The organism is Pseudoalteromonas sp. P1-16-1b, assembly GCF_001401785.1.
GTDB lineage: Bacteria > Pseudomonadota > Gammaproteobacteria > Enterobacterales > Alteromonadaceae > Pseudoalteromonas > Pseudoalteromonas undina.
In genome coordinates this window covers 79,840-105,174 of the sequence record NZ_LKGQ01000006.1, presented here as the reverse complement: position 1 = coordinate 105,174, position 25,335 = coordinate 79,840, and the positions used below count along the sequence as shown (strand labels likewise).

Annotated in this window: 19 protein-coding genes; 7 read left to right on the top strand and 12 right to left on the bottom strand. The window is 41.0% G+C overall.

Annotated features, from left to right (window positions below):
* Positions 1-161: 161 nt before the first annotated feature.
* The 3 genes from hutH to hutC are packed head-to-tail and all read right to left on the bottom strand — an operon-like array spanning position 162 to position 4,117.
* On the bottom strand, positions 162-1,694 hold the full coding sequence (gene hutH / locus AN392_RS06895) for a histidine ammonia-lyase (protein ID WP_055012271.1): 1,533 nt from the start codon (positions 1,692-1,694) through the stop codon (positions 162-164).
* Entirely contained in the window at positions 1,691-3,370 is a 1,680-nt protein-coding gene (hutU, locus tag AN392_RS06890; RefSeq protein WP_055012270.1) for a urocanate hydratase, read from the bottom strand. Before hutU ends, hutH begins: the two co-directional genes overlap by 4 nt.
* Positions 3,371-3,388: 18 nt before the next feature.
* Positions 3,389-4,117: a histidine utilization repressor gene (gene hutC, locus AN392_RS06885; RefSeq protein WP_055012269.1), complete on the bottom strand. Its 729-nt coding sequence runs from the start codon at positions 4,115-4,117 to the stop codon at positions 3,389-3,391.
* Positions 4,118-4,227: 110 nt separating this feature from the next.
* Here hutC and hutI point away from each other — a divergent pair, with 110 nt between their 5' ends.
* Both hutI and AN392_RS06875 read left to right on the top strand, forming a co-directional pair.
* Positions 4,228-5,475 (top strand): imidazolonepropionase, encoded by a 1,248-nt coding sequence (gene hutI, locus AN392_RS06880; protein ID WP_055012268.1) that lies wholly within the window; start codon positions 4,228-4,230, stop codon positions 5,473-5,475.
* 57 nt (positions 5,476-5,532) lie between these two features.
* Complete coding sequence (locus tag AN392_RS06875; RefSeq protein WP_010390400.1) at positions 5,533-7,257, top strand: GGDEF domain-containing phosphodiesterase; 1,725 nt, start codon at positions 5,533-5,535, stop codon at positions 7,255-7,257.
* A 7-nt stretch (positions 7,258-7,264) separates the two neighbouring features.
* Here AN392_RS06875 and AN392_RS06870 read toward each other — a convergent pair whose 3' ends face one another.
* The gene (locus AN392_RS06870; protein WP_055012267.1) at positions 7,265-8,314 is read right to left on the bottom strand and encodes a formimidoylglutamase; all 1,050 of its coding nucleotides are present in this window, start codon (positions 8,312-8,314) and stop codon (positions 7,265-7,267) included.
* Position 8,315: 1 nt separating this feature from the next.
* The gene (rraA, locus tag AN392_RS06865; protein ID WP_008465762.1) at positions 8,316-8,813 is read right to left on the bottom strand and encodes a ribonuclease E activity regulator RraA; all 498 of its coding nucleotides are present in this window, start codon (positions 8,811-8,813) and stop codon (positions 8,316-8,318) included.
* 399 nt (positions 8,814-9,212) lie between these two features.
* Between rraA and AN392_RS06860 the strand changes: the two genes are divergently transcribed.
* On the top strand, positions 9,213-11,093 hold the full coding sequence (locus AN392_RS06860) for a methyl-accepting chemotaxis protein (protein WP_010390403.1): 1,881 nt from the start codon (positions 9,213-9,215) through the stop codon (positions 11,091-11,093).
* Positions 11,094-11,164: 71 nt separating this feature from the next.
* Here AN392_RS06860 and AN392_RS06855 read toward each other — a convergent pair whose 3' ends face one another.
* The 5 genes from AN392_RS06855 to priA form a co-directional block, all read right to left on the bottom strand.
* Complete coding sequence (locus AN392_RS06855; protein ID WP_055012266.1) at positions 11,165-11,539, bottom strand: gamma-butyrobetaine hydroxylase-like domain-containing protein; 375 nt, start codon at positions 11,537-11,539, stop codon at positions 11,165-11,167.
* Positions 11,540-11,605: 66 nt separating this feature from the next.
* On the bottom strand, positions 11,606-12,934 hold the full coding sequence (gene hslU, locus AN392_RS06850; protein ID WP_054202550.1) for an HslU--HslV peptidase ATPase subunit: 1,329 nt from the start codon (positions 12,932-12,934) through the stop codon (positions 11,606-11,608).
* Between the two features lie 12 nt (positions 12,935-12,946).
* A complete protein-coding gene (gene hslV / locus AN392_RS06845; protein ID WP_008115012.1) occupies positions 12,947-13,465 on the bottom strand; it encodes an ATP-dependent protease subunit HslV in 519 nt (172 codons plus the stop codon).
* 81 nt (positions 13,466-13,546) lie between these two features.
* The gene (locus AN392_RS06840; RefSeq protein WP_054202549.1) at positions 13,547-14,074 is read right to left on the bottom strand and encodes an SPOR domain-containing protein; all 528 of its coding nucleotides are present in this window, start codon (positions 14,072-14,074) and stop codon (positions 13,547-13,549) included.
* 20 nt (positions 14,075-14,094) lie between these two features.
* The gene (gene priA / locus AN392_RS06835; protein ID WP_055012265.1) at positions 14,095-16,278 is read right to left on the bottom strand and encodes a primosomal protein N'; all 2,184 of its coding nucleotides are present in this window, start codon (positions 16,276-16,278) and stop codon (positions 14,095-14,097) included.
* A 230-nt stretch (positions 16,279-16,508) separates the two neighbouring features.
* Here priA and rpmE point away from each other — a divergent pair, with 230 nt between their 5' ends.
* Together rpmE and AN392_RS06825 are read left to right on the top strand one after the other, a co-directional pair.
* Positions 16,509-16,724: a 50S ribosomal protein L31 gene (gene rpmE, locus AN392_RS06830; protein ID WP_008115018.1), complete on the top strand. Its 216-nt coding sequence runs from the start codon at positions 16,509-16,511 to the stop codon at positions 16,722-16,724.
* A 525-nt stretch (positions 16,725-17,249) separates the two neighbouring features.
* On the top strand, positions 17,250-18,491 hold the full coding sequence (locus tag AN392_RS06825) for a malic enzyme-like NAD(P)-binding protein (RefSeq protein WP_008465773.1): 1,242 nt from the start codon (positions 17,250-17,252) through the stop codon (positions 18,489-18,491).
* Positions 18,492-18,562: 71 nt separating this feature from the next.
* Here the strand turns inward: AN392_RS06825 and metJ are convergent, their stop codons facing one another.
* Complete coding sequence (gene metJ / locus AN392_RS06820; protein ID WP_008115021.1) at positions 18,563-18,883, bottom strand: met regulon transcriptional regulator MetJ; 321 nt, start codon at positions 18,881-18,883, stop codon at positions 18,563-18,565.
* A 198-nt stretch (positions 18,884-19,081) separates the two neighbouring features.
* On the opposite strand from metJ, the gene metB reads away from it, so the two are divergent.
* Together metB and metL are read left to right on the top strand one after the other, a co-directional pair.
* Positions 19,082-20,329, top strand: coding sequence for a cystathionine gamma-synthase (gene metB / locus AN392_RS06815; protein ID WP_054202547.1), 1,248 nt, complete (start codon positions 19,082-19,084; stop codon positions 20,327-20,329).
* A 49-nt stretch (positions 20,330-20,378) separates the two neighbouring features.
* Positions 20,379-22,724, top strand: coding sequence for a bifunctional aspartate kinase/homoserine dehydrogenase II (metL, locus tag AN392_RS06810; protein ID WP_055012264.1), 2,346 nt, complete (start codon positions 20,379-20,381; stop codon positions 22,722-22,724).
* A gap of 48 nt (positions 22,725-22,772) precedes the next feature.
* On the opposite strand, the gene AN392_RS06805 is transcribed toward metL, so the two are convergent.
* A complete protein-coding gene (locus AN392_RS06805; protein WP_055012263.1) occupies positions 22,773-25,247 on the bottom strand; it encodes a penicillin-binding protein 1A in 2,475 nt (824 codons plus the stop codon).
* Positions 25,248-25,335 lie beyond the last annotated feature (88 nt).

Here is a 25,335-nt window from a genome sequence, read left to right as displayed (position 1 = left end):
CTATTTTCAGTGCTAACTGCGTTGAATTTACTTGCAATAGGCGAGCTTTCGACGCGTAATTCCGCCTTGTTTTCACTGGAAATCTCTGGCTAGAGAAAATAAACATAAATATCATATTGATTCAATACGTTAGTAAATCTCTTAACCAGAGTTCAGGCTATTTAATAAGAAGGTAAGGGCGATTTTTTTATAAAGTCGCACAACTTACCTTCACTTAGTAGTCTGTTAGCCGCTTCAATATCGGGGGCAAAGTAACGGTCTTTGTCGTAATAGCTAACATGTTGGCGTAGCAGCGCCTTAGCATGCTCCACCTGTTCACACGCATGTAGCGGCTTTCTAAACTCTAGCCCTTGAGAAGCACTCAGCCACTCAACGGCTAACACGCCTTGCGTATTATTAGCCATATCAACTAAGCGCCTAGCAGCAAAAGTTGCCATAGAGACATGGTCTTCTTGATTAGCTGAGGTGGGTAAGCTGTCTACCGAAGCCGGGTGTGCTAGTGACTTGTTTTCAGAAGCGAGCGCAGCTGCGGTTACTTGAGCAATCATAAACCCTGAATTTACCCCACCGTTTTCAACTAAAAATGGCGGCAATTTTGATAAATTAGAGTCAATCAGTAGGGCAATACGTCGCTCAGCTAAGGCGCCAATTTCGGCAATGGCAATCGCAAGGTTATCAGCGGCCATAGCAACGGGCTCAGCATGAAAATTTCCACCTGAAATAATATCCCCCACATCGGCAAAAACGAGTGGGTTATCGGTTACCCCGTTTGACTCACACAGTAGTACCTCGGCGGCTTGACGTATTTGGGTTAAACATGCACCAAGTACTTGAGGTTGGCAACGTAGGCAATATGGGTCTTGTACTTTTTCACAATTAATATGTGAGTCACTAATTTGTGAGTGGGTGCTTAATAGCTCTCTAAATACGTGCGCGGTATCAATTTGCCCTTTTTGACCACGAACCTCATGAATACGAGCATCAAATGGTGCGCGACTGCCCATGGCGGCCTCAATACTTATAGAGCCAATAACACAGCTTTGTGCGTACAAATCTTCTGCTCTAAATAAGCCCTGCAGTGCGAATGCAGTAGAGGCCTGTGTGCCATTTAGTAGTGCTAAGCCTTCTTTCGCAGCTAATATCAGTGGCTCAAGCCCTGCAATTTTTAACCCCTGTTCTGCGCTTATTAGCTCTCCTTGATAGCGCATTTTCCCTTCACCTAATAAAGGCAGGCACATATGAGCAAGGGGGGCTAAATCGCCCGATGCGCCCACTGAGCCTTTTTTAGGCACGCATGGGTATACTTCATTTTTAAGTAGCTGTATAAAAAACTCAATTACAGCTAGACGAATACCAGAATAACCCCGTGATAAAGAATTTACTTTTAGGGTGATCATTAATCTGACCGTGCTGTCATCCATTAACTCGCCAATGCCCGCAGCGTGTGAAAGCACAATACTGCGTTGTAATAGTTCTAGCTCATCATTCGCTATTTTTGTATTGGCTAATAAACCAAAGCCGGTATTAATACCATATACAGTACGCTGCTCGTTTATTACGTCTTGAACTGTCTGGGCACTGGCTGCTATTTGTGTAGCGGCTTCAGTTGCCAAAGTTAAATCTACGGCCGATTGATTAATTTTTCTTAAGGTATGTAATTCAAGCTGACCCGGTGTAAGTGTGTATGAAATCATGACTTATCCTTGTTAAGCATAGGTAGGTCTAGGTTTTGTTGTTGTGCACAATTTTTTGCAATGTCATAACCGGCATCGGCATGGCGCATCACACCGGTAGCAGGATCATTCCAAAGCACTCTTGCAAGGCGTTGCTCTGCTTCATCGGTACCATCGGCAACAATAACCACACCTGAATGCTGGCTAAAGCCCATACCTACACCACCGCCATGATGAAGCGATACCCAAGTAGCACCGCCTGCGGTATTGAGCAGGGCATTTAATAAAGGCCAATCAGAGACTGCATCGGAGCCATCTTGCATGCTCTCTGTTTCACGATTAGGACTAGCTACTGAGCCTGAGTCAAGATGATCGCGGCCAATAACTACCGGTGCTTTAAGCTCACCGTTTTTAACCATTTCATTAAAGGCAACCGCTAGGCGCGCTCGGTCTTTTAAGCCAACCCAACAAATACGTGCAGGTAATCCTTGAAATTGAATTCGCTCACGCGCCATATCAAGCCAGTTATGCAAATGCTTATCATCAGGAATTAGTTCTTTTACTTTTGCGTCTGTTTTGTAAATATCTTCGGGATCGCCTGAGAGTGCTACCCATCTAAATGGGCCAATGCCTTCACAAAATAATGGACGAATATAAGCAGGTACAAATCCAGGGAAATCAAATGCATTTGTTACGCCTTCTTCGAGCGCCATTTGACGAATATTATTGCCGTAATCAGTCGTTGCCGCGCCTGCATCTTGCAGTGCCAACATCGCTGTTACTTGAACAGCCATTGACTGTTTGGCCGCTTTCACCACTGCTTGTGGATTATCGATTCGCATTTTTGCAGCATGCTCCATACTCCAACCTTGTGGCAGGTAGCCGTTAAGCGGATCATGGGCTGAGGTTTGATCGGTGACTATATCGGGAGTAATACCACTTTTTACTAAGGTACTAAAAACATCAGCCGCGTTACCAAGTAAACCCACAGAAAGCGCTTCACCTTTTACGCAGGCATCGGTTATTAATTTTAATGCATGCTCAAGGTCTGTGGCTTTTACATCGACGTACCCTGTTTTTATTCGAAAATCGATACGGCTTTCATCACATTCCACTACTAAGGCACTAAAGCCTGCCATGGTTGCTGCTAATGGTTGTGCACCGCCCATTCCTCCGAGGCCACCTGTTAGCACCCACTTACCTTTGGCATCGCCTGAAAAATGTTGTTTTGCCATAGCTACAAAGGTTTCGTAAGTGCCTTGCACTATGCCTTGAGAGCCAATATAAATCCAAGAGCCAGCGGTCATTTGGCCGTACATCATCAAGCCTTTTTTATCTAACTCGTTAAAATGTTCCCAGTTAGCCCAGTGTGGAACAAGGTTAGAATTTGCAATTAATACCCGCGGTGCGTTGCTATGAGTTTTAAATACCCCCACCGGTTTACCTGATTGCACTAATAGGGTTTCGTCATCGTCAAGGCGCTCAAGCGTCTCAATTATTTTGTCGTAGCTTGGCCAGTCACGGGCAGCACGGCCAATTCCGCCATACACCACCAAAGCTTGAGGGTGCTCGGCAACATCAGGGTCTAAATTATTCATTAGCATGCGTTTAGCTGCTTCGGTTTGCCAGCTTTTAGTAGATATTTGATTACCATGCTGTGCGCGAATTGTGCGTTGTGTGTCCAGTCGATGATCCATTATTCACTCCTGTTAAATTTAAGCGTTATGGGCTTTATTATTGTTTTTAAATGTTAATTGTCCGCCCAAGCGGTACTTACTGCCCGGCGATATAAGTCGTGCAAAACTAACAATTCCGTTTACCGACCAAGTACGGCGTATTACTTGTAAACAGGGCTCTTCGTTATATAAATTAAGCCATTGGCACATTTCACTGTTTGGCGTAATAGCCTCTACCGTATGCCTCGCTTGCGTTAAAGGGGCAACTGTTGATAAGTACTCGTGTGGGGTAAGGGAGGTAAAATCTTGTTGTAAATAATCTTTTGCAAGGGGGGGATTTACAAAGCGCTCCTCTACTTGCAAGGGACTGTCGTTTTCATTATGAATAATGACACTGCGATACACCACGCTATCTACTTCTACACCTAAAGCAATTGCAATTGGCGCGACGGCATTAATCGATTCTAATACTTGCACTGTGCAGCTGTAGTTTCCGTTTCGCTCTTTTACTTCATTGGCGATGTTTTTTATTTCAAGTAATGACGACTGAGACTTGAAGCTTGCTACAAACGTTCCTAGACCTTGGCTACGGGTTAAAATGCCCGCATCAGTGAGTTCGCTAAGTGCCCGACGTGCGGTCATTCTGCTTACTGTAAATTGTTTTGCTAGTTCATTTTCTGAAGGGACACGTTGGTTTTCAAGCCAAAGCCCACTGCGTATTTTGTCCACAATAAATTGTTTTATTTGCGTAAACTTAGGTGCTGGCATAAATATTTTTAGTATATTAAAAATAAACAATACCTAGTAAGATGGCATAATCATCTTGTATATACAAGATGTGTTTTTAAACTCGTTTGAACACTATCGCGGAGAGACTTATGCAAGCTACAGAATCCACAGAACAGTTAAATGATATCGATTTATTACTCACCGATGCCAATATTGCCACTATGGATAGCAACATTGATGCGCCTTATGGAGCGATAGAAAATGCGGCTTTAGCAATTAAAAATGGCAAAATAGCATGGTTAGGTAAGCAAACTGAGTTGCCTGACTTTGATGTATTAGCCACTCCGGTAGTAAGTATCAAAGGACAGTGGTTAACTCCGGGTTTAGTGGATTGCCATACTCACTTAGTGTTTGCCGGTTCTCGTGCACAGGAGTTTGAGCAGCGTTTACAGGGGGTAAGTTATCAGCAAATTGCCGCGCAAGGGGGTGGGATTGCAAGTACAGTTAAAGCAACCCGAAAGGCTGACCACGAACAATTATTTGTAGCAGCAAAAGATCGTTTAAATGCACTGCTAGCTGAAGGTGTCACTACGGTAGAAATTAAGTCAGGGTACGGGCTTGATATAGAAAATGAGAAAAAAATATTAGAAGTCGCTAGGCTTTTAAATCAACATCATCCTATTGAAGTCATTAATACCTTTTTAGGCGCGCATGCATTGCCTTTAGAGTTTAAAAATCGCAGTGATGATTATATAAATTTAGTGTGTAATGAAATGCTCAACACACTTGTTGAACATGATTTAGTCGATGCGGTTGACGTGTTTTGTGAGGATATTGGCTTTAGTTATGCGCAAACGCAGCGAGTATTTGATGCGGCTAAAAAGCTGGGGTTAGCAATTAAGTGTCATGCTGAGCAGTTATCCAATCAACAAGGTGCTGCGCTGGTGGCGCAATACAATGGTTTGTCGGCCGATCATTTGGAATATCTTGATGAAGCCGGTGTTAAAGCTATGGCAAATGCAGGTACTGTGGCGGTATTACTGCCCGGTGCTTTTTATTTTTTAAAAGAAACGAAATACCCTCCGATTGAACTGTTAAATAAATACAAGGTTCCCATCGCAATTGCCAGTGATTTTAACCCCGGCACATCACCGTTATGTTCTTTGCAATTAATGATGAATATGGCTTGTACATTATTTAATTTTACTCCAGAGCAAGCATTAATGGGAGTCACTGCACACGGAGCTCAGGCTCTTGGTTTTACTGATAGAGGCGTATTAAAAGTAGGTGCTCGCGCTGATATAGCACATTGGCAAATTGAGCATCCAGCACAATTAAGTTATCAGTTTGGAGTAAATAAACTGTTAAATTTATGGATATTGGGTAAACTTAGCTAATTATAAGACTTAACTCTTAAACCCATGTTTTATTTAATGTCAGTGAGTACCTCAGCTATGGATGGAACGTTATTGAGCTACAGTAATTTAGCTATATTTTTAAGTGGTGCGCTTTTAATGGCAATGGTTGCTGTATTGTTAACCGTTAAAAGTAACGTAATAAGACTCATCCTTTTATGCACCGGGCTGATTGGTTTAGCTATGGTTAGTACTGCCATTCCTTGGTTTGTTGTGTTATTGGCTCTGGGGTTTGGTTTTCATTTATATCAAGCGAATTTACTAAAGCAAAAACTCCCATTACTTGTTAGTGCCTGTGCAACAGGGTTACTTGCTTTATTATTTATTGGTTACCTCTTTTTTACGCTACATTTAGCGTGGTTACTTATTCCAATTTTACTGCTCAGTAGCAGTAGCTTTTCAATGGATAATGCACCACAGATTGCTCCACCCTTAAAGCCGCAAACCGACCCTGAGGTGTATGTTGAAAATTCACCTTTAACTAGCTTCCCAGATAAACAACAGTTACGTCAAAAATATAATGAGCTTATTAATGAAGATTCATTCAGAGCTGCACTTATTGTTTTAAGATTGGAGGGCTTTGCGCAGGTTAATCAACACATTGGCCGAGATTTTGGTGATTTACTCTTGTCTCAGTCGGCAAATAGAATAAAAGACTTATTAAATAGTGATGAAGTGTTTTATCTTGACGAGCAGGCTAAGTTAGCGCATTTGGGTGGGTTAAACTTTGCATTTATTTGTGATTTACAAAGCCATAATCATTTACATCAACAGCTTATAAAGCAAATTATTGGCGCGACTTTAAAGCCCTTTAATGTAGCTAATTGTACGATTGAAGTAAAAGTAAGAGCCAGTTATGTACATTGTGAGCAGCAAAGCAGTAGCTTTGATGAGTTAATTAGTCATGCTTACTTAGCACTTGATAGCCGACCTGATAAACAAATAGTGGCTTATCATCAGCAGATGACGGTTGAGCACTTAGAGCAGCAAGCGCGATTAACTGAGCTGGCGAATATCAGTTTTGCTGATGAGTTTGAACTGTTTTTTCAACCTGTGATTCGAAATAGTGATGGCCAAATCGAATTTTTAGAATTGCTATTACGTTGGCAGCATCCAACTCAAGGGACTTTGTCGGCGAGTCGATTTATCAATGATATTAGAATTGCAGGGCTTGGTTATTCTCTCGCGACCTTTGTTATTGAACGTGCTGGAGAGCTTGCCATGGCACTTCGTATGGAAGGAATGTCGGTACCTTTAAGTGTTAATTTATTTGGCCCGGAAATGCTCAACGAAGAGTTTGTGGATTTTGTTTATGGGGTTATTGGTGAGCATCAACTCAGGCCTGGTGATTTAATTTTAGAATGTCCGCTACATATTTTTACTAGCTTAGATGATAAAGGCAGAGCCATGATTGCAAGGCTTAATAGTTTAGGTTTAAAAGTGTGTGTTGATGGTTTAGGTGATAACCCTGTATTACTTTCTAAGTTACCTAGTTTAGCGGTGGAATATATTAAAGTATCGCCAGCATTAACTGCAGACTTTAGTAATCAAAATAATATACGTAGTTTAGTAGGTGGCATGGTTGAAATGCATAACCAGCAACAGACGAAAGTTATTTTTGAAGGTGTTGAAACACTCGATCAACTAAAGTTTGTAAAAAGTCTAAAAGCCTATGCTTCACAGGGATACTATTTTGGACACCCATTGAGCAGTTTAGGATTAATGAGTTGGTTTAAGCAATGGTTAGAAGCACAAGAACTTTAAGTGTGTTTTAAAGGCTTAGTTTTGTTTGTAAATAGGTATTAACTAAAGCACTGATCACTTGGCCACACTGTAATTTACCTGCAGTTATAGAATGAGGGTGTTGTGAAGGTGCTGCTTCGCATAAGTGTAAATAAGCACTGCGCGGATCATTTGCAGCTAAGTAAACATAATGCTCACCATCGCTGACATCAAAACCACAGTAATTAAAGGCACTTGCAGGCATATTGGTTAAGCTATCTAAATCAACTTCTACCCCTAGCGGTGCGTTATCAAACCTTTGGAGTGCATGGGTGGTTGCTTCTGTTAAGTTTATTTCGCGCTTCACATTAATTGTTTGATAGCTTGTGTAGCTAAAGTTAGCGCTCTGCATAGCATCAAAAATAGGTTGATTGTTTTTTAGCTCATGTAAGCCAATAACATGGTAATTCTTGAGCAGCTGCTCTTGGTAAGCGTAGCTAAACCCATTACCACTGTGCCTACCTTCACACTCACGAAAGTCGGCATGAGGATCTAAATTAATCGCGTTAATTGCGCTGTGGCTATGTTTGGCAAGCGAGCGAATAATACCCAAACAGTTATTGTGTCCGCCGCCAATAATAATAGGTTCAAGGCCCGCTTTAAAAACCATGTCTAAAATTGCTTCAACTCGCTCATCTACTTCAGCGCACAGCTTACGCAATTGAGCTAAGTCGTTTGGATTATGATTATCAAGCGTTTGGGCTTGTTGCATTAAATCGTCGAGGTTAACTTCGCCAAGCAGTAACACTTTTTGCATAGCGATGGCATTATTGTGAGGTTGGTTTAAAAACCGTTGTAAAAAAGCAGGCCAAGCATACTGTGCACCGCCTTTTCCTAGGTTGGCTCTCGGTCCAATGTCTTCACATATGCCGAGTAAGACAAAGCGCATACCAAATTGTACGGCATCAGCAAGCGCTTGTTGGATATTGTCGCGGGCATCGAGTAATGCCATCGACTGCCATGCTTTTAGCTCTCCAGCACGGTCAGAGCAAATTTCCTTTACCGTGCTTTCGTTATATATTTTAAGCTGAACAGTCACACTAAAGTTCTATTATTTCTAGCTCTAATTCTTCAGCAGAAAGTACAATACCTGTACTGTCGGCATAAACAAAGTCATCATCAAAAAATGATACGCCAGCAAAATTAACCCCTATACCGCTTTCGCCCGCGCCTTCACTGTCTGCTGCAACAGGAATTGATGCAATAGCTTGGATCCCTAAATCAAGTTCTTCAAGCTCATCAACGTGACGTAATGCACCATATACAATAATACCTTGCCAATTGTTTTCTAGTGCCAGCTCAGCCAGCTCAATGTCGATTAATGCTCTGCGAGTTGAGCCGCCGCCATCAATAAGTAAAATCTGATCAGTACCATCTTGAGAAAGTAATTGGCGGATCAGTTCATTGTTTTCAAAACATTTTACCGTTTTAATGCGGCCACCAAAACTGTGTCGACCACCAAAGTTGATGAACATAGGTTCAAGCACGTCAACCACATCAGCAAAGTGGTCACATAAATCAGAAGTGCTGTAATCCATTATTTTATCCTCAAAAGATACATAAGTTAGTAACTCAGTATACCCTCCTTATAGGCAATAACAACGACTTAATCGCAGTAAATTTAGCCATAATTAGAACTAAATCAACTATAAGAATAATAATTCTTTCATAAACTTGTCATTTATTCACAACAAGATTACAAACAGGTGTATTGCATCTTTGATGCAGCTGAACTTTTCCTCTTCAGTGGCAAGAGTTGTAAAATTGAGTAATACTGTGGTTAGGCCAATGGTTTAATATTGTCCATTTGTTTAAAAGGAGTTTGTAAATGGTTAAATTTTACCGGCGACCCCTTTTATTTTGTTCAAACTTAATGATTTAAATGAAATGAAGCATCACGTTATACTGCGCTGGCAAATTTAATATAGGTATTTACAATGAATTTTTTACAAAATCTGACGATAAAACGCCGTTTGCAACTAAATGCCCTAGTTGTTGGCTTAGCAATGATTGTCATGCTATGCATTATCATTTATGAAGCACGTGTAATGCTTAAATTAAATGAAACAATTCAATACGCCGAAGAACTTGATGTGCATGAGCTTTCGATGCGTAAATATGAAAAAGATTTTTTATTTTATAAAGATGAAAATAGCTTAGATTTATTCACCAATGAATATAAACAGCTTCAGCTAAAACTGGGGAAACTATCTGTTTTATCAAACGATTTAGATATTGCCATTGCTCAGGTTAACCAATTTGAGGCGCTTGCAAAGCAGTATTATGATGACTTTCAAGTTGTTGTTAATTTACAGCGAAAGATAGGTTTACACCCTAAAGATGCACTCTATGGCGAATTGCGTGAGTCAGTACACAACATTGAAACACTGCTGAACCAGCAAAATAATTATAAATTACTTACTACTATGCTGCAGCTACGCCGTGCTGAAAAAGACTTTATGTTACGTTTAGATACCAAATATTTAGACCGATTTAATAAATTGGGTGATGAGTTAAAACAACAAATAAATACCGCAGAAATACCTAGTAATATACGCAATCAATTAACCTCATTAATGACTAATTACCAAGGCAAATTTACCGCACTAGTCGATGCACAAGTCGCCTTAGGGGTTGATTTAGATTCGGGTGCTCTTGGGAAAATGAGAGTTAGTGTTAAGAAAAGTGATGATGTGGTTACTGCCATTACTACGGCCACTAAAAAGCAAGTGAGTGAGACAGCTCAGCAGGCGCAATTATTAGCAATAGCGATATTTATAGCTGCCAGTATTATTGTTATGGTCCTTGTGTATTTAACTAGCCGCTCAATAATTCAGCCTATTGAGAAAGTTTATCAAACTATTGACAAGATAAGACGAAACAATGATTTAAGCTTATTCATAGAGCACAAAGGAGAAGATGAAGTCACTAGGATGACCATAGATTTTAATAGCTTGATTAGCGACTTTAAAGATCTTATCTATGAAGTAAATACTGCTCTGACAACGCTTAATATAGCAACGGGTAACTTATCTGAAACAACCTCAGCAACTAGTTCTGGCATGCAAGAGCAATTGCATGAAGCGGACATGGTGGCAACGGCAGCCACAGAAATGCAAGCAACGATTCAAGATATTTCACATAATACAGAAGCTGCAGCTAAAAAAGCTGAATCAACCAATGTAAGTGCTCAACAAGGTCAAGTTGAAGTAGAGTCAACCATTAAACATATTAATGCTTTGTCTGATTCGCTTGGTAAGGCCTCTAGCGTGGTGTCACAGCTAGAAAAAGATGGTGAAACCATTGGCTCTGTACTTGATGTAATTCGTGCCATTGCAGAACAAACTAATTTACTGGCTCTAAATGCGGCTATTGAAGCAGCAAGAGCGGGTGAGCAAGGTCGTGGTTTTGCGGTTGTTGCAGATGAGGTGCGCTCACTTGCACAACGCACGCAAGAGTCAACTAGCGAAATTGAAGGTATTATTAACACCTTACAACAGCGTACCCAAGAGGTAGTGAGTATTATGCATCAGTGTCGTACTCAGGGTGGTGAGAGTGCAACACAAGCAACAAAAGCGGGTGAATTGCTAGGAGCAATCACTGTTGATGTGCAAACGATTATGGAAATGAGTACACATATAGCCACTGCTATTGATGAACAGAGTCAGGTAGCATCAGAGGTTAATAAAAATGTAGTCCGTATTCGAGATATTGCTGAAGGAGCTGCCGCTCACTCACAAACTAATGCGCAAACCAGTGAAGAGGTATCTGAGCAATCAAGGGTGCTTCATCAAGCAATCTCAAAATATAAAGTATAACTTTCCATAGAAAAAAGTGGCTTAATTGCCGCTTTTTTCTTACTAACTAAGCAGAAGCATCCCCACTGGCGCTAAGGTACAAATTTTATTGGTACGCTGTCTTTGTTATCTTCATGCTGTTTAACACGTTCTAAATATGTGTCCCACAAGCTCGCTTTCTCAGCCTGCAGCTTAGCAAAATATTGCCAGCTAAATAGCCCGCTATTATGACCATCGTCAAACTCTAAACGTAATGCGTAATGCCCTACGGGTGTAATGGTTTTAATAGCCACAGCTTGTTTATTAAGTACCAACTTCATAGGTTCAGAGCCATGGCCTTGAACCTCGGCTGAGGGAGAGTGTACCCGTAAAAACTCCGCACTGAAGGTTGTCTCTGAATGATCATCAAAAAACACATCTAAATTTTTACTTACACTATGATAGTGCACTTTAGTTACTTGTTTCATTGTCATCTCACTTACAAAAAAGCCTCCATGCTGGAGGCTTTAGTATAACGTTTTATGTCTTTGCAATTAAAGAATAAAGCGACTTAAGTCTTCATCTTCAACCAGTGCACCTAGGTGCTTTTCAACATAGGCAGCGTCAATAACTAAACTTGAACCTGCTTTTTCTGAAGCATCATATGAAATTTCTTCCATTAATCTTTCCATAACAGTATGCAGACGGCGAGCACCGATGTTTTCAGTTTTCTCATTAACCTGCCACGCGGCTTTAGCAATACGCTCAATTGCATCGTCGCTAAACTCAATAGCAACTTGTTCTGTTTTAAGTAGCTCACGTTGTTGTTCAGTAAGTGATGCGTGTGGCTCAGTTAAAATACGCTTAAAGTCATCGGCTGTTAGTGCTTCAAGTTCAACACGAATAGGTAAACGGCCTTGTAGTTCAGGGATCATGTCTGATGGCTTAGACATTTGGAATGCACCTGAGGCAATAAATAGCATGTGGTCAGTTTTAACCATACCATGCTTAGTATTAACCGTAGAGCCTTCAATAAGCGGTAATAAATCACGTTGTACACCTTCACGGCTTACATCTGGGCCTGAAGCTTCACCACGCTTACAGATTTTGTCTATTTCATCAATAAACACAATGCCATTTTGCTCTACCGCAAAAATTGCTTGCTCTTTCAATTCTTCAGGGTTGACTAACTTACCGGCTTCTTCTTCGGTAAGTAATTTAAACGCTTCTTTAATTTTAAGCTTACGTTTAGTGCGTTTATCACCACCCATATTTTGAAACATACCCTGTAGCTGGTTGGTCATTTCTTCCATGCCAGGAGGAGCCATAATTTCAACATTCGGCTGGGCTTGCGCTAAGTCAATATCAATTTCTTTGTCATCTAACTGGCCTTCACGTAATTTTTTACGAAACGATTGGCGTGTTGATGAGTTATCATCGCGCTGAACTTCACCGTATTGATCTTTCACTGGAGGCAGTAATACATCTAAAATACGCTCTTCTGCAGCTTCTTCTGCACGGTGTTTAAACTTTTTAGTTTGTTGCTCACGAGTCATTTTAATTGAAACATCAACTAAATCACGGATGATAGTTTCAACTTCTTTACCTACATAACCCACCTCTGTAAATTTAGTGGCTTCAACTTTGATAAAAGGGGCATTAGCAAGTTTTGCTAAACGACGCGCAATTTCTGTTTTACCTACACCAGTTGGGCCAATCATTAAAATATTCTTTGGCGTTACTTCTGTGCGTAAGTCTTCGTTTAACTGCATACGGCGCCAGCGATTACGAAGGGCAATAGCAACCGCTTTTTTTGCTTTTGCTTGACCAATAATATGCTGGTCTAGCTCATGAACAATTTCTCTTGGGGTCATATCAGACATGGCGAGTTCCTATTACAATTCTTCGATAGTTTGGAAGTTATTCGTAAATACACAGATGTTGCCAGCAATTGTTAGGCTTTTCTCTACAATTTCACGAGCACTTAAGTCGGTATTTTCTAATAAGGCGGTTGCAGCAGATTGCGCAAAGTTTCCGCCACTGCCAATTGCGATCAGGTCGTTTTCAGGTTGTACGACGTCACCATTACCAGTGATGATCAGTGAGGCAGTTTCATCAGCGACAGCTAGCAGGGCTTCAAGTTTACGTAGGGCGCGATCGCTACGCCAATCTTTAGCCATTTCTACGGCCGCTTTAGTTAGATTACCTTGGTGCATTTCTAATTTGCTTTCAAAACGTTCGAAAAGGGTGAAGGCATCAGCAGTACCGCCAGCAAAACCAGCAATTACTTTGCCATTATAAAGACGTCGAACTTTTCGGGCATTGCCCTTCATTACAGTATTACCAAGGGAGACTTGGCCGTCACCACCAATAACAACTTTGTCATCACGGCGTACACTTACGATTGTAGTCATGTTATTCCTCATCATCGCGCTGCAAGGGGGCAGCGCGTAAAAAACGATTATGAAGAGGTTATATGGGTGAATGGTTTAAATTCAAGTCCAGCCCCAAATTCCGCAGCCAACGATATTAATTCGTTTTAGTTTATTTTTATCACTTTCTGCTTGGCGCTTGGTTTCATAAGGCCCTAAACGCACCTTATACCAAACACCATTGGTACCTGTGGCTTTTTTGATCTCTGAAATTAGCCCAGCAAAGGCTATTTTAGCCTTTAAGGTTTCAGCTTGTTGATGCGTTTTAAATGAACCACACTGCATAACATACGGGCCTTTTTGTTCAAGTTCTTTCACTTCAACTTGAATTTCATGCTCTTTAATTTCTTTAATAAATTTAGGTGGTCGCGGTTTAGCTATTTCTACTTGTTTTTCGGCTGTTGGGTTTGCTTGTTTTTCAACAAGATCAGGATCGGCATTATTTTTAACAAACCAGAGTCCATATGCAAAGCCACCCACAAGTACTAGTGCAATCAGGGTTAATAACAGCGGAAAAGGTTTTTTAGCCGGTTCTTGTTTGGTATTTTTTCTATTTTTTGGTTTTTTATTAATATAATCGTGCTGTGCCATGGTGTTATGTGTGGCCTTACCTAAATCATGTCTGTAGGGTCTACGTCTAAACTCCAGCGAACTTTTTGAGCTAGTTTGCTGGTGCTGAGATAATCAACCATTTGTGCAAGATACGGGTGTAAAATGCGTCGATCTTGCGCTTGAATATGTAATTGAAAACGATACATCCCCGCAATCTTTTCTAAAGGTGCTGGGATTGGTCCAAGCAATTGTATACCAGATACCCCATTGACAGGAACCAAATCCGTTAGAAAGTCGACGACTTGCTTAATGTTATGTCCCTGTGCACGAACTATCGCCATACTGGTGATGGGCGGCAGTTGCGCGTCACTGCGCTCAGTGAGCGCAAAGCGGGCAAAATCTTGATAGCCGTTATTAACTAAATCTTGTAATAACGGGTGCTCAGGGAAGTGTGTTTGTAATAATACTTCACCGGGCTCACCAGAACGTCCTGCTCTACCTGCAACCTGTGTCACTAATTGAGCAAGGTGTTCTGTTGCCCTAAAGTCACACGAATATAAACCACTATCTACGTCTAAAATAAGTACTAAGCTTACATCCGCAAAGTGGTGGCCTTTGGCCAGCATTTGCGTACCGACTAAAATGCGTGCGCCGCCTTGGTTTATTTCATCCAATGCTTTTTCAAGGCTGCCTTTGCGCCTCGTAGAGTCGCGATCTATTCGGCTAATTGGAATGTCTTTAAATTCAGTACTCAAAAATTCTTCTATCTGTTCGGTGCCTTTGCCGTTAGGAAATATCTGCGTGCTTCCACAGTCAGGGCATTGATGCGGTACTTGATATTGGTCACCACAGTGATGGCAAATCATCTGACCGATGGCTTTATGAAAGGTTGCACTCGTGCTGCAGCGATTACATTCACTTAACCAACCACACTCATGACATATTAAAGTAGGCGAAAAACCACGGCGGTTTAAAAATACCATTACCTGCTTACCTTTATTCAGGTGCTGGCGCATTATCGCTAGGCTCGCATGGGCAATACCTGCTTGATCAGGCTGACCTTTCATGTCGAGAAGCTTAAATTGATTATCGGTGGCAGTTTGTGCTCGCTCACTTAATGTGAGTAACTGGTATTTGTTATTAATTGCTTTGTGCAGTGTTTCTAATGCGGGAGTCGCACTGCCTAAAATAAGCGGAATGTTATGCTGATAAGCACGATACGCTGCTAAATCGCGTGCATGATAGCGTAAAGTATCTTGTTGTTTAAATGAAGCATCATGTTCTTCATCAACCACAATCATCCCGAGTTTTAAAAAGGGCAGAAAAATACTCGAACGAGTACCTATAACGATGGCACAACTGCCTTTTTCACAAAACCGCCATGTTTGCAGGCGCTCGTTATCGGTGAGCGCTGAATGCCATAGCATAATTGGCGTGTCAGGGAAGCGGCGCCTAAAACGATTCACTGTTTGCGGTGTTAGACCTATCTCAGGAACAAGTACTAACGCTTGCTCTCCACGCTTTAACACCTCTTCAAGACACTGTAGGTAAACTTCTGTTTTACCGCTACCAGTGACACCTTCAAGTAAAAAGCTATTGAAACCGGTGCTTTGATTAATAGCTGTGCAAGCAATCGCTTGTTCTTTATTTAAGCGAGGCTTAGTGCCCACAGTAGGAGAGGCATGTTGCCATTGATTGTCATGTTCAATGGTTTGCACTATCAACTCTTTTGCCAACAGGCTATCAATAGTCTTTTTATTAAACCCGAGTGCTTTTAGTTCCGTTAATGATGATTTACCCGATGCAGATAATTGCTTAAGCAAGTTAAGCTGTGTTTTAGCTTTTAAAGATGGTAAAAGCGCCCCTTTATCAGTTAACGTCAGCATATTTATACTGGTTTTATCAGGGCATTCACCTTGGCGCAGCGCATTGGGGAGTGCAATATGAATAGTTTCACCTAGTGGATAACAATAATAACGCGCAGTAAACTTCAGCAGCTCCAAATGTTGCGCAGATAACACCGGCGAATTATCAATTACTTCAATAATAGATTTGATTTTGCCTTCAGGAACTTCTGTATCGGTTTTTAAACTAAGGATAACCGCTACTTTTCGTTGATTGCCAAAAGGGACGAGTACGCGCATGCCAGGCTGCAATTGAGTCAGCGGTGTTAATTGCTCATCCACTTTATAATCAAAGGTGCGAGGTAAGGGGACTTTTATTGCAACTTCAACAAAACACATAACAACTCAACTAAGAAACCTAATAGCCTAATGTACTAAAAATAGTATTAAAAGCCTACCGACAAATCAGTAATCAATAGGTGTTTGCCGACTTTTTAGTAAAAAGAATAATTAAAGCTTGTGTGCGTGCGGGTTGTTGGATAAAATTCGCGACCAATAAATTTGTTTTAACGACGTATGGTGCCAGACTTCGGGTTTGGAGAGCGATGCGGCCTTAACTAGAGGTTCCTATGAAAGAAGGTATTCACCCTAAGTACGAAGTAATTTCTGCAACTTGTTCATGCGGAAACAAATTCGAAACTCGTTCTACTTTGTGTAAAGACATTCACTTAGACGTATGTTCTGCGTGTCACCCGTTTTACACTGGTAAGCAAAAGATTTTAGACACTGGCGGCCGTGTTGATCGCTTCAACAAGCGCTTCGGTGCACTTAGCAGCAAAAAATAATTTTTTGTTTCTATGTAAAAAAAAGCACCTTAGGGTGCTTTTTTTGTGCCTAAAATTCACTTATCCCTCCATTTTTATAACAGTTTTGTATTTATTATTTTTGCATAACTATTTCCTGTTCTTATTCCGAATATGCATAAACATTTGCAGACAAAATTGCCAATATTATCTATATTTTTATTTGTTACACTTTAAATATGGTACTTAAATGTAGTTAACGTGAAGTTATTTGTATTTAAAGTTAAACAAAGTTCGGTATTTCACTATTTTAATTTAAGACTGAAAAGAGTATTTCATAAATATTGAATAAGGGTAAAAACGACCTGTAATTTTCATTTTTATGACGAATTTATATTTTAAAAATGTCAGGATAATCTAGGGAAGTTGCTGATAAATCACTTAAAATTAAGAGTTCTAGCATATAACAGGATAGACCTGATATTGCTTGGAATTTAAAAATAATAAAGGTATCGTAGAATAAAACTACCTCTCACTTTAACTTAAATTGCAGGATATAATCGCGTTATGTCAGATTTTCGTGAACAAGCACTACATTACCATGCCCATCCCGTTCCAGGTAAAATCAGTATTGAGCTGACCAAGCCCGCTGAGACGGTTAAAGACCTCGCGCTCGCATATAGCCCAGGTGTTGCAGAACCTGTTCGTGAAATTGCCGCTGATCCAGCAAATGCCTATAAGTATACTGGTAAAGGAAATATGGTTGCGGTTATTACTAACGGCACCGCAATTTTAGGCTTAGGTAATTTAGGCCCTCTGGCCTCAAAACCAGTAATGGAAGGCAAAGCATTATTATTTAAACGTTTTGCAGGCCTAGATTCAATTGATATAGAAGTTAAGCACCGCACAACCGAAGACTTTATCAACACGGTTGCGAATATTGCAGACACGTTTGGTGGTATCAACCTAGAAGATATTAAAGCGCCAGAATGTTTTGAGATAGAAAAAGCACTTATAGAACGTTGCAGCATTCCTGTGTTTCATGATGATCAACATGGTACGGCAATTGTAACGGCTGCGGGTATGCTAAATGCGCTAGAAGTACAAGGTAAAGCAATTGAAGATGCGATTATCGTGTGTTTAGGTGCCGGCGCTGCAGCTGTTGCCTGTATGGAGCTTTTAATTAAGTGTGGCGCACTGCGTGAACACATTTATATGTTAGACCGTAAAGGCGTTATTCATACACGTCGTGATGACTTAAATGAATATAAGCAATTATTTGCAAACAACACGGATAAACGTACTTTACAGGACGTAATTGAAGATGCCGATGTGTTTGTTGGTGTATCAGGCCCTAATTTATTAGCCGCCGATGATTTGAAGTTAATGGCTGACCGCCCAGTTGTATTTGCATGTTCAAACCCCGATCCTGAAATTGATCCGCAATTAGCACATGCTGCACGCAACGATCTTATTATGGCGACTGGCCGCTCTGATTATCCGAACCAAGTTAACAACGTACTTTGTTTTCCATTTATTTTCCGCGGCGCACTAGATGTACGCGCAAGTGAAATAAACGATGAAATGAAAATAGCTGCTGTAGAGGCAATTCGCAGTATTGCTAAAGAGCCAGTTCCGGCTGAAGTACTGACTGCTGCAGGTATCGATAAATTAGAGTTTGGTGCTAAATATATTATACCAAAACCTATGGATCCGCGCTTACTGCCTCGTATCGCCAAAGCCGTTGCTCAAGCTGCAGTTGATTCGGGTGTGGCACAAATTGATATGCCAGAAAATTACATGGCGTAATTTTAAGTGTAAATTAACGCAAAAAAACCTCAGCATTTGCTGAGGTTTTTTTATAACACAGATAAAGAAATTTAGTCTTCATTTAAAATAGGCACTTCTAGTCCCATTTCTTGCATTATTTTCTTCACCTCTTCAGGTACTTTTTCTGCGTTGTCTTTACGTAGATCATCATCATTAGGTAGCGGTTGCCCTGTAAACGCATGCAAGAACGCTTCGCATAAAAGCTCACTATTTGTTGCATGGCGTAAGTTGTTTATTTGACGACGGGTACGCTCGTCGGTTAATACTTTTAATACATTTAGCGGGATCGAAACGGTGATCTTTTTTACTTGTTCGGATTTTTTCCCGTGTTCTGCGTATGGGTGAATATATTCACCATTCCATTTAGCCATAAGATGTATCGTTGCCTCAGATTATAAATTGCTCACACAGCATCAAAGCGTGTAAATATGCGTGAAATTCTATCGGTTTAAAAAAGATAGTCAAATACTAGTTATTTAGCTATCTAGACATTTAAATGTTTTGACATCTTAAACTGCATGCGCTACCTTTTAGACGTCTAAACATCCAAAATAGTAAAGGTGACGAAAATGAGTGAAAAAAATAAGGCAACAATTGCTGTTCGTACTGGAATAGAAGCCGATAAACAGCATGGTGCGGTTGTTCCACCGCTTTATTTATCAACCACTTACTCATTTGCTGACTTTGATACCAAGCGCCAATATGATTATGGCCGCAGTGGTAATCCTAACCGTGACATTTTGGCTGAGGCGCTCACTGAACTTGAAGGCGGGGCTAAAGGTATAATTACCGCAACGGGCATGGCGGCTGTTCACTTAACAACCCAATTATTAAATAGTGACGATACATTAGTGATCCCTCACGATTGTTATGGGGGCAGTTATCGTTTATTTACTTCACTGGAAAAACGCGGCTTGTTAAAGCTAGAAGTGGTCGATTTCACTAAAAGCGAAAGCTTATCGCAAATTCTTGCTATTAAACCTAAGCTGATCTGGATTGAAACACCGAGTAATCCAATTTTACGATTAACTGATATTAAAGCAGTTACCGATATTGCTAAGCAGTGCGGTGCTCTGGTTGCTGCCGATAACACATTTTTATCGCCGGCTTTGCAAAATCCGATTAAATTTGGTGCTGATATTGTGGTTCACTCAACTACTAAATATATCAATGGTCATTCAGATGTTGTTGGGGGGGCGGTTATTGCAGCAACCGCTGAGCTTGGTGAAGAACTGGCATGGTGGGCAAATAATATTGGCATTACTGGAGCGCCATTTGATAGCTATTTAACTCTCAGAGGTTTGCGCACGTTAAACGTGCGTTTGAGGCAGCACCAAGAAAATGCACTCGCTATTGCACAGTATCTAGAAAACTCCCCGTTTGTTGCTCAGGTTTACTATCCAGGTCTTGAATCACATCCACAACATGCGCTTGCTAAGGCGCAGCAGTTTGGCTTTGGTGCAATGGTTAGTTTTGATATCAAAGGCGATATAAACGATGCTGCAGCGTTTTTAACGCGCTTAAATGAATTTAGTTTGGCGGAATCATTAGGCGGAGTTGAAAGTTTGATTTGTCACCCCGCAACCATGACCCATGCAGGCATGGAGGCGACTGCCCGTGCAGAAGCTGGGGTGGGTGATACGCTTATTCGTATTTCGGTGGGTATTGAAGATGCAAAAGACTTACTTGCTGATTTAGACAGGGTATTTAATTTGGTTCGCCCCGGGCAAGCAGATAATGCTTTAGCTGCAAAAAATGGTGCCAGTGAGTCATTTGGCTCAGCGAAACTAAACGCGGCGCATCCGGCGTTATGGTAGTGCCTACCAATTTTGAAAATATAAAACATGAAGTCGAGTTGGTATTAACATGGTAAATCAGGTTCATAAATTTGGTGGTTCGAGTTTAAGCTCAGTGGATCGCTTTAAAAGTGTCGCAAATATTATTTTAACTCATGCTCAAGCAGGGGATTGTGTGGTGGTATCTGCTGCCGGTAAAACCACCGATACCTTGGTTAAATTGTGGCAAAGCTTCCAACAGCAAGATACCCAAGCGATTGCTGACATTATTTTATTAATAAGTAATCATCAATCTTCGCTAATTGAACAATTGCTTATAGCGGGTGCTAAGCATGAAGCACTCAATATACTTGCCACTGAGCTAAGCACGATTACCCAGCAGGCTAAGCAAAACATATTAACTGAAGCGTGGCTATTAGCTCATGGCGAATTATGGTCTGCAAGGCTATTAAGCGCTTACTTAGGGCAACTTAACGTTAGTGCTTGCGCTCTGGACGCTAGGCAGTTATTTATATTAGACGCAGGGCAGCTACAGCATGCTAATAATCAGCAGCAGTGCTTAAAAGCCATAGATACAAGCAAAATTAATGTCGTTACAGGGTTTATTGCGGCTAATTTACAACATGAAACCGTGACCTTAGGGCGAAATGGTAGTGATTACAGTGCTACTTTATTAGCACGATATTGCAATGCTAAAAAAGTGTCTATTTGGACTGACACTCAAGGTGTTTTTAGTACTGATCCGCGTAAGGTCGCTAATGCGATTAAGTATGCGCGGGTGTGCCGCGAACAAGCTAATTTATTGGCTAGACTAGGTAACCCCGTACTACATGCTAAAACATTATCGCCATTAAAAGGGACCGATATAGAGTTAATTGTTCGCAGTAGTTACGATCTTCAAGGCAGCCATACCGAAATAGTTAAACTAGGAATGAGTAAACAAAAGCGCTTTTTAACCACGATTAACAATGTGGATTTACTCACTGTTGATGACTTGAGTGAAGGCGAGGTAGCGCATGTTAGTCAGCTTATTCAGCATAGTTTGCATCACTTTGAACATGCGGGCGAAATTTACTTGGTAGTCCCTGCGTCGGCGACATATCAGGTGGTTAATTATTTTGCTGGCCGCGCCAACATTAGTGAGTCTAACTTAAATGGGGTTGCAATTATTGCATCAGAGCAAGATATAGCGATGCTCGGTGAGCAAAGTGCCGCTGTACTTCAAGCGCAATCAATCCATCCTAGGTTTACTCATTTTGGTGACGGTTATACGTTATTATTAACCGATCAGGTACTTGAGAGTGATGTGCTGAGCTTACTGCATGATAAATTGATCAATAAAGCGCAAGAAATAGCTTTAATTATTGCAGGGCTTGGTAATGTGGGTACCGAATTTATGCGCCAACTACCAGCACAACTAGCCCGTTTATCATCAGGTTTTAACGTTAAGTTAGTAGCATTACTGCGCTCAGAGCAGATGCTGGTTAATGCCAATGGGTTAGACTGTGAGAGCTGGCAACAGCAATGGGAAAAGCATGCAAGCCCCTATCAGCAAGCTGATTTGCTGTCATACATTGATACGCTTGAGTATGAACATAAGGTAGTGATTGATATTACCGCCAGTGAATATTTTAGCCAGCTTTATAGCAAATTTGTGGAATTAAATTGTCACTTAATTAGTGCTAATAAATACGCAGGCACAGCTCCGCTGAGCTGGTATCAAGCATTACGTGAAGATTTGGCACAGCGCGGCTTACATTGGCGTTATAATGCCAGTGTGGGAGCCGGATTACCGATTAACTTTGCACTGGCCGATTTGCAAAACAGTGGCGATAAAATAACGCGTATAGAAGGCGTGTTTTCTGGCACGCTGTCATGGTTATGCAGTATGTATGATGGCAGCAAGGCATTTTCAGATTTAGTGCTTGAAGCACAAGCTTTGGGGTTCACCGAACCTGATCCGCGAGAAGATTTATCTGGCCGAGATATGCAACGCAAGTTGCTTATTTTGGCGCGTGAATTAGGTATTGAATTGGAACTTGGTGACATTTCTTTATCGGCATTGATGCCCGATGAGCTAAGTGCGGGCAGTTGGAATGACTTTGTTGATAACAAGGCTAGTTTAGATACGTTTATCAAGCAGCACTTCGAAGCGGCTTTGCAACAAAATGCTGCACTGTGTTATACCGGATTGCTAGAGTTTAAAAACAGCAAGCTAAACGCTAAGGTAGGAATTGCCTATGTACCAAAAAGCGAAGCGGTTGCTAATTTAACACCTGGCGATAATATTTTTGTGATTAATACTCAGTGGTATAACCAAAACGCATTAGTGATACAAGGCCCCGGTGCGGGTAAAGAAGTGACCGCAGCGGGCGTGCACTCTGACTTATACTGGTTGGTACAAAATATTAGTTAGACCATCAAAAAGGCCGCAAATTAGCGGCCTTTTTGATGTTCGCTATATTTAAAATAGCTCTTCTTCAGTTTTAGTGTTTTCTTCAAATATATCATTTGGTTGTGATAACACATACTTGGTGGGAGCGGTGCCTTTTTCAAAGTATTCAAAACGGCTGGTGTAATCGTTTTTATGACTTAATAGCCCCGTTTCTAAGTCAATACGAATAGAAACCAACCCTTCAGGCGGTTCGATAGGTGCCGCAGGTTTACCATCCAGTGCGACTCTCATAAAATCCACCCATGCAGGCTGAGCTGTTTTAGCACCTGATTCTGCACCTGATATTTGCCCACTTCCTAAGTTATTGTTATAGGTTGAGCGTCCCAACGTATTACCAGGGTTATCAAAGCCAACCCAAACAGAGGTCATCACATCGCGATTAAAGCCGCTAAACCAAGTATCTACAGAGTCATTCGTGGTGCCTGTTTTACCTGACAGATCGCGACGTTTTAGCGCTTGTGCACGCCATCCTGTGCCACTCCAACCTGTTTTATGAGACCAGCTACCACCCCCCCAAATTGCGCTGTTCATAGCACTGGCAATTAAAAATGCATTTTGTTTAGATATAATCTGCGGCGCGCAATTTGGTGCTACTTGCTCACTTAGCATTAGCGAGCTAGGCGTTGTCGTTTCATTATCACAAATTACAGTCGGGTTAGTTTTAAATAAGGTGTTGCCCATGGCATCTTGAATTTCTGAAATAAAGTAAGGTTCGATTAAGTGGCCGCCATTGGCAAAAGTACTCATGCCACGAGCTAACTCTATTGGAGTGATAGATGCGCTACCTAAAGCCAGTGATTCACTGCGATTTATATCTTCATTTGCAAAGCCAAATTTAAGTAAATGATCGGCTGTACGTTGCAAGCCAACACCACGTAATAAACGTACCGAAATCACATTTTTTGATTGTGCTAAAGCACGGCGAATGCGAATAGGGCCATTATAAATGGCAGGGCTATTTTTAGGTCGCCATGCGACACCTTGGCTTTTATCCCATTGATTTATAGGAGCATCATTTAAAATTGACGCTAAGGTGTAGCCTTTTTCAAGTGCAGCAGAGTATATAAATGGCTTAATATTAGAGCCAACTTGGCGTTTAGCTTGCACTGCACGGTTATATTGGCTTTGTTCAAAGCTGTAACCGCCTACAATGGCTTTTATACGCCCGTCTTGTGGGTCTAAAGACACAATGGCGCTTGCAGCTTCAGGGATTTGACTCAAAATATAGCTGTTGTCATCATTTTTACGCAGCCATATTTGCATGCCAGGCGTTAATATATCGCTTGCTGCTTCAGGAGCAAAGCTTTGGCGATAACGGGTGATAAACTTACGTGCCCACTTTAGATTATCCCAAGTCAATGTTGTGCGTTCGCCGCTTTTAAGTATTACTTCCGCGCTTTTGTCGGATACATTTAAAACTGCAGCGGCTTTTAGAGGGCCTAGTTCATTGGCCTCTTTTAAAATGTTTAATAACTTAGAATCAGAAGGTGTGGGCTCTGTTTGTGGATCCCATAAAATGGCTTCAGGACCTCTAAATCCATGGCGCATATCATAGGCATGTAAATTGTTAACCAAAGCCGTTTGTGCCGCCTGTTGAATATTTGACTCAACAGAAGTATACACTTTAAATCCAGAGTTATAGGCTTTATCTATACCGTAGCGCGATACCATTTCAGCACGTACCATTTCTGAAATATATGGCGCATATAAGTCAATTTCAGCTCCATGGAAATAGGCGGTAATTGGCTGGCTCGTAGCTTCGTTATACTGCGCTCTAGAAATATATTTTTCATCTAGCATTCGCCCTAACACTACATTTCTTCTGGCCTTGGCTCGCTTTGGATTACGAATAGGGTTAAGTGCTGAAGGCGCTTTGGGTAAACCGGCAATCATTGCCATTTGTGCAAGAGTAAGCTCTTTTAGCTCTTTACCATAATAAACCTGAGCAGCTGCACCAATACCAAAGGCTCGGTTTCCTAGCTCTATTTTATTCAGATAAAGTTCAAAGATTTCATCTTTTGAAAGTAAATTTTCGATATGGATGGCAATAAATATTTCTTTTACCTTACGAATGTAGGCTTTTTCTCGCGTTAAAAAGAAGTTACGAGCCAACTGCATCGTGATTGTACTAGCACCTTGCTTTTTTTCACCGGTAGAAATAAGTACCAGTGCTGAGCGTACAATACCAATTGGATCGATACCGATATGGTCATAAAAACGGTTATCTTCTGTTGCTAAAAAAGCTTGTAATAAAGGCTCAGGAATTTGGTCTATAGTTACAGGGATACGTCTTTTTTCACCAAATTGGTTGATTAAGAGTCCATCTTTGGTGAATACTTGCATAGGCGTTTGTAATTGAACGTTTTTTAAAACCTGTACGCTTGGAATATCGGATTTAACGTAGTAATAAAGGCTAAGCAATGTAATTAGTGCAAGTAATGCACAAATGATCAAAAATTGTAAAGTTCTTTTTAATAAAATCACTGATAATTCCCTAAACGGACTCCCAATTACAGGTTGAGACTGCTAGTATATATTGATTAAAAATTGAATAATATTTTTTAAGATATAA

Coding starts and splice junctions, on each gene's coding strand:
- hslV (WP_008115012.1), bottom strand. CDS start 13,465: ATGACTACAATCGTAAGTGTACGCCGTGATGACAAAGTTGTTATTGGT.
- metJ (WP_008115021.1), bottom strand. CDS start 18,883: ATGGCTAAATGGAATGGTGAATATATTCACCCATACGCAGAACACGGG.
- rraA (WP_008465762.1), bottom strand. CDS start 8,813: ATGGATTACAGCACTTCTGATTTATGTGACCACTTTGCTGATGTGGTT.
- hutU (WP_055012270.1), bottom strand. CDS start 3,370: ATGGATCATCGACTGGACACACAACGCACAATTCGCGCACAGCATGGT.
- AN392_RS06825 (WP_008465773.1), top strand. CDS start 17,250: ATGTCAGATTTTCGTGAACAAGCACTACATTACCATGCCCATCCCGTT.
- AN392_RS06855 (WP_055012266.1), bottom strand. CDS start 11,539: ATGAAACAAGTAACTAAAGTGCACTATCATAGTGTAAGTAAAAATTTA.
- hslU (WP_054202550.1), bottom strand. CDS start 12,934: ATGTCTGATATGACCCCAAGAGAAATTGTTCATGAGCTAGACCAGCAT.
- metB (WP_054202547.1), top strand. CDS start 19,082: ATGAGTGAAAAAAATAAGGCAACAATTGCTGTTCGTACTGGAATAGAA.
- hutI (WP_055012268.1), top strand. CDS start 4,228: ATGCAAGCTACAGAATCCACAGAACAGTTAAATGATATCGATTTATTA.
- AN392_RS06860 (WP_010390403.1), top strand. CDS start 9,213: ATGAATTTTTTACAAAATCTGACGATAAAACGCCGTTTGCAACTAAAT.
- priA (WP_055012265.1), bottom strand. CDS start 16,278: ATGTGTTTTGTTGAAGTTGCAATAAAAGTCCCCTTACCTCGCACCTTT.
- AN392_RS06875 (WP_010390400.1), top strand. CDS start 5,533: ATGGATGGAACGTTATTGAGCTACAGTAATTTAGCTATATTTTTAAGT.
- metL (WP_055012264.1), top strand. CDS start 20,379: ATGGTAAATCAGGTTCATAAATTTGGTGGTTCGAGTTTAAGCTCAGTG.
- hutC (WP_055012269.1), bottom strand. CDS start 4,117: ATGCCAGCACCTAAGTTTACGCAAATAAAACAATTTATTGTGGACAAA.
- rpmE (WP_008115018.1), top strand. CDS start 16,509: ATGAAAGAAGGTATTCACCCTAAGTACGAAGTAATTTCTGCAACTTGT.
- AN392_RS06840 (WP_054202549.1), bottom strand. CDS start 14,074: ATGGCACAGCACGATTATATTAATAAAAAACCAAAAAATAGAAAAAAT.
- hutH (WP_055012271.1), bottom strand. CDS start 1,694: ATGATTTCATACACACTTACACCGGGTCAGCTTGAATTACATACCTTA.